The 9451-nt window shown below is 61.6% G+C and carries 9 protein-coding genes; 8 read left to right on the forward strand and 1 reads right to left on the reverse strand.

Translation table 11 applies throughout. The features are described from left to right. The first annotated feature begins 6 nt into the window (after window positions 1-6). The 8 genes from ACIONG_RS19970 to ACIONG_RS20005 all read left to right on the forward strand — a co-directional run bounded on the left by ACIONG_RS19970 (window position 7) and on the right by ACIONG_RS20005 (window position 7111). Complete coding sequence (locus ACIONG_RS19970) at window positions 7-192, forward strand: Trm112 family protein (RefSeq protein WP_003174668.1); 186 nt, start codon at window positions 7-9, stop codon at window positions 190-192. Then, window positions 189-953: a 3-deoxy-manno-octulosonate cytidylyltransferase gene (gene kdsB, locus ACIONG_RS19975; RefSeq protein WP_401302223.1), complete on the forward strand. Its 765-nt coding sequence runs from the start codon at window positions 189-191 to the stop codon at window positions 951-953. The genes ACIONG_RS19970 and kdsB overlap by 4 nt, the downstream gene beginning before the upstream one ends. Continuing rightward, entirely contained in the window at window positions 953-1417 is a 465-nt protein-coding gene (locus tag ACIONG_RS19980) for a low molecular weight protein-tyrosine-phosphatase (RefSeq protein WP_401302226.1), read from the forward strand. The genes kdsB and ACIONG_RS19980 overlap by 1 nt, the downstream gene beginning before the upstream one ends. Further along, on the forward strand, window positions 1414-2433 hold the full coding sequence (gene murB, locus ACIONG_RS19985; RefSeq protein ID WP_401302229.1) for a UDP-N-acetylmuramate dehydrogenase: 1020 nt from the start codon (window positions 1414-1416) through the stop codon (window positions 2431-2433). Before ACIONG_RS19980 ends, murB begins: the two co-directional genes overlap by 4 nt. 322 nt (window positions 2434-2755) lie before the next feature. Then, the gene (locus tag ACIONG_RS19990) at window positions 2756-3226 is read left to right on the forward strand and encodes a (2Fe-2S)-binding protein (protein ID WP_213026287.1); all 471 of its coding nucleotides are present in this window, start codon (window positions 2756-2758) and stop codon (window positions 3224-3226) included. Beyond that, window positions 3223-5544, forward strand: coding sequence for a molybdopterin cofactor-binding domain-containing protein (locus ACIONG_RS19995; protein WP_401302232.1), 2322 nt, complete (start codon window positions 3223-3225; stop codon window positions 5542-5544). The genes ACIONG_RS19990 and ACIONG_RS19995 overlap by 4 nt, the downstream gene beginning before the upstream one ends. Beyond that, window positions 5544-6524, forward strand: a complete 981-nt coding sequence (locus tag ACIONG_RS20000; protein ID WP_401302235.1) for an XdhC family protein — start codon at window positions 5544-5546, stop codon at window positions 6522-6524. Before ACIONG_RS19995 ends, ACIONG_RS20000 begins: the two co-directional genes overlap by 1 nt. Beyond that, the gene (locus tag ACIONG_RS20005; RefSeq protein WP_401302238.1) at window positions 6521-7111 is read left to right on the forward strand and encodes a nucleotidyltransferase family protein; all 591 of its coding nucleotides are present in this window, start codon (window positions 6521-6523) and stop codon (window positions 7109-7111) included. The genes ACIONG_RS20000 and ACIONG_RS20005 overlap by 4 nt, the downstream gene beginning before the upstream one ends. 197 nt (window positions 7112-7308) lie before the next feature. Here ACIONG_RS20005 and ACIONG_RS20010 read toward each other — a convergent pair. Then, window positions 7309-9451 (reverse strand): ribonuclease E (locus ACIONG_RS20010; RefSeq protein ID WP_401302241.1); only part of this gene is annotated, 2143 nt, incomplete at its 5' end.

Genomic DNA, 9451 nt, shown 5'->3' on the forward strand with positions numbered 1-9451 from the left:
ATGTTCATGGACACCAAATTGCTCGACATCCTCGCGTGCCCGATCTGCAAAGGCCCGCTCAAGCTCAGCGCCGACAAGACCGAGCTGATCAGCAAAGGCGCCGGCCTGGCCTATCCGATCCGTGACGGCATCCCGGTGATGCTCGAAAGCGAGGCCCGTACCCTGACCACTGACGAGCGTCTGGATAAATGACCACTGCCTTCACCGTTGTCATTCCGTCGCGTTTCGCCTCGACCCGCCTGCCGGGCAAGCCGCTGCTGGACATCGCCGGCAAACCGATGATCCAGCACGTCTGGGAACAGGCGAGCAAAAGCAGCGCCGCCCGCGTGGTGGTTGCGACTGACGATGCGCGCATTGTCGAGGCCTGCAAGGCCTTTGGCGCCGAAGTGGTGCTGACCCGTGAAGATCACAACTCCGGCACCGATCGTCTGGCCGAAGTTGCGGCGAAACTGGGCCTAGAGCCCGATGCAATCGTGGTCAACGTGCAGGGCGACGAGCCGCTGATCCCGCCAAGCGTGATCGATCAGGTCGCCGCCAATCTGGCCGCCCACACTGAAGCGCGCATGGCCACCCTGGCCGAGCCGATCGAAGATGTGGAAACCCTGTTCAACCCGAACGTGGTCAAGGTCGTCAGCGACATCAATGGGCTGGCGCTGACTTTCAGCCGAGCCACCTTGCCGTGGGCTCGCGACGCGTTCGCCAAGAGCCAAGAGCAATTGCCCGAAGGCGTGCCGTACCGTCGGCACATCGGCATTTATGCCTACCGCGCCGGGTTCCTCCAGGACTTTGTGAGCTGGGGTCCGTGCTGGCTGGAAAACACCGAATCCCTCGAGCAGCTGCGTGCCCTGTGGCATGGCGTGCGCATTCATGTGGCTGATGCGTTGATCGCACCGCCAACCGGCGTTGACACCGTCGAAGACCTTGAGCGCGTTCGACGCCTGCTGGAGGCCTGATGCGGGTTCTGTTCGTGTGCCTGGGCAACATTTGCCGGTCGCCCACTGCCGAAGGCGTATTGCGCCACAAACTGCTGAAAGCAGGGCTGGCGGATCAGGTCGAAGTGGCCTCTGCCGGCACCGGCGACTGGCACGTCGGCAATCCACCGGACAAACGCAGTCAGGCTGCGGCCAAACTGCGCGGTTATGATTTGTCGGCGCAGCGCGCCCAGCAGGTCAGCCGCGCCGACTTCGCCAGCTACGACCTGATTCTGGCCATGGACAACAGCAACCTGCGCAATCTCAAGGCGCTGCAACCGTCCACCGGCAAAGCCGAGCTGGACCTGTTCCTGCGCCGCTATGCCGGGCTGGTCGATGAGGTGCCGGATCCGTACTACGACGGTGATCAGGGCTTCGAGCAGGTGCTGGACCTGATTGAAGCGGCGTGTGACCAATTGCTGATCGAAGTGAAGGGCCGGTTATGAGTTTGCAGGTACAAGCGCAGGTTTCGCTGAAACCGTTCAACAGTTTTGGCGTCGACGTTAACGCACAACTGTTCGCCGAGGCCCACAGCGACGCAGATGTACGTGAAGCGCTGGCTTATGCCACAGCGCACGACGTGCCATTGCTGGTGATCGGCGGTGGCAGCAACTTGCTGCTGACCGCAGATATTCCCGCGCTGGTGCTGCGCATGGCCACTCGCGGAATCCGCGTGATCAGTGATGACGGCAGTCGCGTGGTGATCGAAGCCGAGGCCGGTGAACCTTGGCATGCCTTTGTGCAGCACACCTTGGCGTCGGGTTTTTCCGGTCTGGAAAACCTCAGTTTGATTCCCGGCACCGTCGGCGCCGCGCCGATGCAGAACATCGGTGCCTACGGGGTCGAGATCAAGGATGTGTTCGCCGGGCTTACCGCGCTGGATCGCCAGACTGGCGAGCTGCGTGATTTCAGCCTGGAAGAATGCAACTTCGCCTACCGCGACAGCCTGTTCAAGCAGCAGCCGGGACGCTGGTTGATTCTGCGGGTGCGGTTTGCGCTCGACCGCGTCGCTCATTTGCATCTGGAATATGGCCCGGTGCGTCAGCGCCTGACCGAGCAGGGCATTGAGCAGCCAACACCCACCGACGTCAGCCGCGCGATCTGCAGCATCCGCAGTGAAAAACTGCCGGACCCGGCGGTGCTCGGCAATGCCGGCAGCTTCTTCAAGAATCCGTTGGTGTCGGTGGCACTGGTCGCGCAGATCAAGGAGCAGCATCCGGATCTGGTCGCCTACGCGCAACCGGATGGGCAGATGAAGCTGGCTGCCGGCTGGTTGATCGAGCGCGCCGGCTGGAAAGGTTTCCGTGAAGCCGATGCCGGCGTGCATAAATTGCAGGCGCTGGTGCTGGTCAACTACGGCGCAGCCACCGGCCTGCAACTGCTGGATCTGGCGCAACGCATCCAGAAAGATATTGCCGAACGTTTCAATGTCGAGCTGGAGATGGAGCCCAATCGTTATTGAGACTACGCTTCAGGTCGGTATCCAAAGCCCTGCACTGATAAAAAAGTGCAGGGCTTTTTTGTTAATCGCGGGTTAACGTAGCCAGCTAACGATAACCGTCATTTGCTCCATCAAAGGCCCGGTGCAGACGTCGCCGTCAGCACAAGAGAGCCTGTGCCAACCACATATCAGTCAGCGTTGACTCCCTCGCCACAGGATCAGTGTTGAGCTTCACTGATGTGTATCGGCCGATTAGCCTGAGTCGATCTGCGCGAACCACACCGCTGATTTCCGGCGGCAGATTGCTCGACCCCATAACCACTAGAAATATGCGGGCGTGCCCATGATTACCCTGAAACTCAACGGTCAAGACCATCCCCTCGATGTCACCGAAGACATGCCACTGTTGTGGGCGATTCGTGATGTCGCCGGTTACAACGGCACCAAATTCGGCTGCGGCATGGGCCTGTGCGGCGCCTGCACCATTCATATCGATGGGTTGCCTGCACGCAGTTGCATCACACCGATTGGCTCAGTGGTCGGGCAAAACGTCACCACTATCGACAATCTGCACGCTGATCCGGTCGGGCAAATCGTTCAGCAAGCCTGGCTCGACACGGCTGTCGCGCAATGCGGTTTCTGTCAGGGCGGGCAGATCATGTCCGCGACGGCGCTGCTCAAGACCAATCCCAACCCGAGCGACGAGCAGATCGAAGAAGCGATGGTCGGCAACATTTGCCGTTGCGGCACCTATAACCGGATCAAAACCGCGATCCGTCAGGCCTCCACTCATCTGAAGGAGGTCAAGGCATGAGCCGTCTTCCGAACGATTTCGCCCTGAGCAATCTCAGTCGCCGAGGCTTTCTCAAAGGTGTCGGCGCAACCGGTGCGCTGGTGCTGGCCGCCAGTTGGGGCTGGCAGGATGCGCTGGCCGACGAGAAGGAAAAGAAATTCGGCGCCGATGGCATGCCCAACGGCTGGATCGATGATCCGAAGGTCTACGTCAGCATTGCGGCCGACGGTACGGTGACGGTGGTGTGCAACCGTTCGGAAATGGGCCAGGGCGTGCGCACCAGTCTGACCATGGTGGTTGCCGACGAACTTGAGGCTGACTGGGCTCACGTCAAAGTGCAGCAGGCCCCGGGCGATGAAGTACGTTTCGGCAACCAGGACACCGACGGTTCACGCAGCATGCGTCACTGGTACGAGCCGATGCGTCGCTGCGGCGCCGCTGCCCGGACCATGCTTGAGCAAGCCGCCGCCGACCAATGGAAAGTGCCGGTCGGCGAGTGTCACGCGCAGTTGCACAAAGTCGTTCATAAAACGTCCGGGCGTGAGCTGGGTTATGGCGAACTCGCCGCCGCAGCCAGTGCGTTGACGGTGCCGGCGCGTGACAGTCTGCGGCTCAAGCAGCCGTCGGAATTTCGCTACATCGGCAAGGAAGGCAACAAAGCCATCGACGGTGACGACATCGTCAACGGCCGCGCGGTGTACGGTGCCGACGTGCATTTCGACGGCATGCTCTACGCGACCATCGCCCGTCCGGCAGTGTACGGCGGCAAGGTCAAATCGGTGGATGACAGCGCCGCGCTGAAAGTCCCGGGTGTGCTTAAAGTGATTCAGATCGAAAACCGTCCGTTGCCTTCGGAGTTCCAGCCATTGGGTGGCGTGGCGGTCGTCGCGAGCAATACCTGGGCGGCGATCAAGGGGCGCGAGGCGCTGAAGATCGAATGGGATGATGGCCCGAACGCCAGTTACGATTCGATTGCCTACCGCAAGGAGCTGGAAGCCGCATCGCTGAAGCCCGGCAAAGTGGTGCGCAATACCGGCGATATCGACAAGGCCTTGAGCGGTGCTGCCAGCAGCCTTGAGGCTTCTTATTACCTGCCGCATCTGGCGCAGGCACCGATGGAGCCGATGGTTGCCATTGCCCGTTATAACAACGGGGTTTGCGAAGCCTGGGCGCCGAGTCAGGCGCCACAGGTCACCCGTGAGCGGATCGCCGAACGTCTCGGTTTGCCGTTCGATAACGTCACCTTCAATGTCACGCTGCTGGGTGGCGGTTTCGGGCGCAAGTCGAAGCCTGACTTCGTCGTTGAAGCCGCGATCCTCGCCAAGGAATTTCCGGGCAAAGCGCTGCGGGTGCAGTGGACGCGTGAAGATGACATCCACAATTCGTATTTCCACACCGTGTCCGCCGAATACCTGAAGGCCGGGATCGGCAAGGATGGCATGCCGTCCGGTTGGCTGCATCGCACCGTCGCGCCAAGCATCACCGCTCTGTTTGCTCCGGGCATGAACCATGAGGCGGCGTTCGAGCTGGGCATGGGTTTCACCAACATGGCTTATGCCATCCCCAACGTGCGTCTGGAAAATCCCGAAGCCACTGTGCACACGCGGGTCGGCTGGTATCGCTCGGTGTCGAACATCCCCCACGGTTTTGCGATCCAGAGTTTTGTCGATGAACTGGCGCACAAGGCCGGTGTTGATCCGTTGAAGTACCAGATCAAACTGCTCGGCCCGGATCGACAGATCGATCCGCGCACCCTGAGCGAAGAGTGGAACTACGGCGAATCCCCCGAGCGTTATCCGATCGACACCGGGCGTATGCGCACCGTGCTGGAAACCGCGGCCAAGGCGGCCGGTTGGGGACGTCAATTGCCCAAGGGGCGCGGCCTCGGTCTGGCGGTGCATTACAGTTTCGTCACCTATGTGGCGGCGGTCATTGAAGTCGAGGTCAAAGACGATGGCACGCTGATCGTGCACAAGGCGGACATCGCCGTGGATTGCGGGCCGCAGATCAACCCTGAGCGCATCCGTTCGCAGTTCGAGGGTGCCTGTGTCATGGGCCTCGGGAATGCGGTGCTGGGTGAGATCAGCTTCAAGGACGGCAAGGTGCAGCAGGATAACTTCCATATGTACGAAGTCGCGCGCATGTCGCTCGCGCCGAAAGAGGTTGCGGTGCATCTGGTGACGCCGCCGGGCGATGTGCCTTTGGGAGGTGTCGGTGAGCCGGGTGTGCCGCCGATTGCGCCGGCGCTGTGCAATGCGATCTTCGCGGCCACCGGTCAGCGTATTCGCAATCTGCCGGTGCGTTATCAGTTGCAGGGCTGGCAGAAGGCCAAAGCCTGATGGACAGCGCTGATCTCAATGTTCTGCGCAGCGTGCTCGAATGGCGCCGCGCCGGTCAGCGGGTGGTGTTGTTCAGTGTGGTGCAGACCTGGGGCACCGCGCCCCGGGCTCCCGGCGCCATGCTGGCGTTGCGCGAGGACGGCGTGGTGATCGGCTCGGTGTCGGGCGGGTGTGTCGAGGATGACTTGATTGCCCGCCTGCACGACGGACGGATTGCCGCTGACGGGGCGCCGGTGCAATTGATCACCTATGGCGTCACGCGGGAAGAGGCGGCGCGCTTCGGCTTGCCGTGCGGCGGTACGTTGCGTCTGACCGAGGAGCGGGTCGGTGATCCGGCCTGGGTCGCCGAGCTGTTGGCGCGTTGCGAAGCCCATGAGATCGTCGCCCGTGAGCTGAATATCGAAACCGGTGAAGTGGTTCTGACGGCCGCGAGCAAATCCGACTGGCTGGAATTCGACGGCAAGACCCTACGCGCGATTTATGGCCCGCGCTGGCGGCTGCTGTTGATCGGTGCCGGGCAGTTGTCGCGGTACGTGGCGGACATGGCGCGGTTGCTGGATTTCGAGGTGCTGATCTGCGATCCACGCACCGAATTCGTCTACGGTTGGGAAGAGCACCACGGTCGTTTCGTCCCCGGTATGCCGGATGATGCGGTGCTGAGTATTCAAACCGATGAGCGCACGGCGATTGTCGCGCTGACTCACGATCCACGGCTGGATGACATGGCGTTACTCACAGCGCTGGATTCGCCGGCCTTTTATGTCGGAGCGCTGGGCTCGCGGGTCAACAGTCAAAAACGCCGGGAGAATCTGGCTCAGCTAGGCTTGTCGGAACAAGCCATCGCTCGTTTGCACGGGCCGATCGGCTTGCACATCGGCAGTCACTCGCCGGCAGAAATCGCTTTGTCCTTGCTGGCAGAAATCGTCGCGATCAAGAACGGGGTCGAGTTGAAACAGAAGAAAACAGTGGAGGGCGCATGAGTCGATCGATCGGCGTGGTGGTGCTGGCAGCGGGCGAGGGCAGCCGCTTCCGCCAGGTTGCCGGTGCGGACAAGGACAAGTTGCTGGCCGATTGCACCGGGCGCGATGGCGCCCTGCGTTCGGTGATCGAGCAAGTGTTGGTGAATCTGCCGGCCAGTCTCGACAAGCGCGTGCTGGTGACCACTGAAGCGCGGCCGCAGGCAATGCGCATGGCTCAGGCGTATGGGTGTGAGGTGGTTTCGATCGAGTCTACCGGGATGGGCGACAGCATTGCAGCCGGTGTGGCGGCGTGCCCGGAAGTGGATGGCTGGTTGATCGTGCTGGGGGATATGCCGTTTATCCTGCCGTCGAGTATCGAGCGGGTGGTGGCGGCAATGGCTGACGATGCGGTGAGCGTGCCGGTGCAGGCTGGCGAGTTTGGGCATCCGGTGGGGTTTGGGCGTTCGTTCGGTCCGGGCTTGCTTGCGTTGAACGGTGATCGCGGGGCCAGGCCGTTGTTCAAGCAGGGGCGGGTGGTTGAGGTTGCAGTGGATGATCCCGGAGTGTTGTGGGATATCGATGTGCCTGAATCTTTGGTCTTCCCTTAATACTGAGCCAAGCATAGATCCCCTGTGGGAGCGAGCCTGCTCGCGAATACGGTGGTTCAGCTACATGAATATTGCCTGGCACACCGCTTTCGCGAGCAGGCTCGCTCCTACCATGGTTCGGGGTTGTGCTGATATTGGAGGTATAAAAAAGCCCCGCCAGGCTTTCACCGGGCGGGGCTTTTTATTGGCTTTTGGAATCAGACGAGAGGTTTAGGCTCGTGTTCTTTTTCCTGGGCCTCTTCGTGTTGCTCTACCGCGTCCTGAACGGAGCGTGGAGCTTCAGCGATGACCGATTCAACCACGGCTTCTTCAGCAACCGGGGCAGGCGCTGCCTCGACCACTTCAGCAACAACGGCTGGCTCGGCAGCAACCGGAGCAGCAGCGGCAGCCAGTTCGGCTTCTTTCGCCAGACGCTCTTCTTCACGCTTGCGACGACGCACTTCACGTGGATCGTTTGGCGCGCGACCGTTTGGCGTCAGGGCGCTGGCTGGAGCTGGCTCAGCCACCGGGGCTGGAGCTTCGGCAACCACTGGCGCTTCGACCACCGGTGCTTCAACGACTGGCGCTGGAGCAGGTTCGGCAACCTTGGCTTCTTCAACCACTGGCGCTTCGAATGCAGGCGCTGGTGTTTCAGCGACGGCTGGCTCGGCAACCCAGTTGAATGCGGTTTGCTCTTCGCGAACTTCACGCACGGTTTCGGTCACGATTTCAGCGACGGTTTCGACAACCGGCTCTGCAACAACGACTGGTGCCCCGGCGACTTCAGCAGCAGGTTGAGCGAACGCTTCAAACTGCGACTGGGCTTCGCGAACCGGAGCCACTTCAACCTCTGGAGCAGCAGTCACTTCTACTGGAGTGGTTGCTTCAACAGCGGGAGCTTCAACAACCGGTGCTTCAACTGGAGCGGTTTCCAGCGTCGCAGCAGTAGCGCGTTCAGCCTGCTCGTGAGCTTGGGCTTCAGCTGGAGCGCTGATCACCGTGCTGGCAACAGCAGCGGTAACAGCCAGACCAGCAGCCAGATCGGCAGTGCTTGGCGCTTCAGCGTTTTCGCCGGTTTCGGATTCGGATTCTTCCGAACCTTCGATCACGTTGCCGTTGGCATCACGCTGACGCTCACGACGGTTGCTGCGACGACGCTGGCCGCGGGAGCGACGACGTGGACGATCGCCTTCGGCGTTCTCCGAACCGTCTTCCGGCAGTTGCTCTTCATTGCTGATGACTTCTTCTTCAGCAACGACAGCAGCGGCTTGCTCAGGACGCGGTTGACGCTCTTCACGCGGCGGACGCGGTGCGCGTTCTTCACGTGGCTGACGGGCCGGACGCTCTTCAGCGGTCACAGCAGCGGCGGCAGCAACTGGAGCAGCGTCCAGAGGTTCGCGCAGTTCACGTACACGTTCTTCACGCTCGCCACGAGGCTTGCGATCTTCACGCGGAGCGCGCGGTGCACGTTCTTCACGCGGAGCACGTGGCGCGCGTTCTTCGCGGGCTACAGGCGCTTCGGTGCGGGCTTCACGAGGCTCGCGGACTTCACGGGCTTCGCGTGGCGCACGCTCTTCACGCGGCTCGCGTGGGGCGCGTTCTTCACGTGGAGCGCGCTCTTCGCGCGGCTTGCGTTCTTCATCGCGACGACCGTTACGGTTGCGGCTCTGTTGACGACCGTTGCGACGCTCTTCGTTACGGGCCGGACGTTCGGCGGCTGGTTTTTCAACCACAACCGGAGCGGCTGGTTCTTCTTTGGTCGCGAACAGGCTGACCAGCGATTTCACCAGACCTTTGAACAGGCTTGGTTCTGGCGCAGCAACCGGAGCAGGCGCTGGGGCAACAGGTGCGGCAGCTTCGGTCGGAACCGGAGCGTTGGCACGGGCCGGAGCGGTCTTGACCGCGGCTTCCTGACGAACCAGGGTGCGGGTCGCAGCGGCTGGCTGGACTTCCTCGACTTCGGCAGCGGCGGCAGCGATTTCGTAGCTGGACTGGTTGGTCGCGGCTTCCGGGCTGTCGTCACGCAGACGCTGAACTTCGAAGTGCGGGGTTTCCAGGTGATCGTTCGGCAGAATGACGATGCGAGCACGGGTGCGCAGTTCGATCTTGGTGATCGAGTTACGTTTTTCGTTGAGCAGGAAAGCCGCGACCGGGATCGGCACTTGAGCGCGAACTTCGGCAGTGCGGTCTTTCAGGGCTTCTTCTTCGATCAGACGCAGGATCGCCAGCGACAGCGATTCAACGTCACGGATGATGCCGGTGCCGTTGCAACGCGGGCAGACGATGCCACTGCTTTCGCCCAGCGATGGACGCAGGCGCTGACGGGACATGTCCTGCAGGCCGTCGCGCGTGATGCGGCCG

This window comes from Pseudomonas sp. NPDC087817 (assembly GCF_044742875.1).
Classification (GTDB): Bacteria; Pseudomonadota; Gammaproteobacteria; order Pseudomonadales; family Pseudomonadaceae; genus Aquipseudomonas.

Bases quoted from the DNA above. Each gene is read 5' to 3' on its own strand.
- murB (WP_401302229.1), top strand. From the start codon at position 1,414: ATGAGTTTGCAGGTACAAGCGCAGGTTTCGCTGAAACCGTTCAACAGT.
- kdsB (WP_401302223.1), top strand. From the start codon at position 189: ATGACCACTGCCTTCACCGTTGTCATTCCGTCGCGTTTCGCCTCGACC.
- ACIONG_RS20005 (WP_401302238.1), top strand. From the start codon at position 6,521: ATGAGTCGATCGATCGGCGTGGTGGTGCTGGCAGCGGGCGAGGGCAGC.
- ACIONG_RS19980 (WP_401302226.1), top strand. From the start codon at position 953: ATGCGGGTTCTGTTCGTGTGCCTGGGCAACATTTGCCGGTCGCCCACT.
- ACIONG_RS20000 (WP_401302235.1), top strand. From the start codon at position 5,544: ATGGACAGCGCTGATCTCAATGTTCTGCGCAGCGTGCTCGAATGGCGC.
- ACIONG_RS19995 (WP_401302232.1), top strand. From the start codon at position 3,223: ATGAGCCGTCTTCCGAACGATTTCGCCCTGAGCAATCTCAGTCGCCGA.
- ACIONG_RS19990 (WP_213026287.1), top strand. From the start codon at position 2,756: ATGATTACCCTGAAACTCAACGGTCAAGACCATCCCCTCGATGTCACC.
- ACIONG_RS19970 (WP_003174668.1), top strand. From the start codon at position 7: ATGGACACCAAATTGCTCGACATCCTCGCGTGCCCGATCTGCAAAGGC.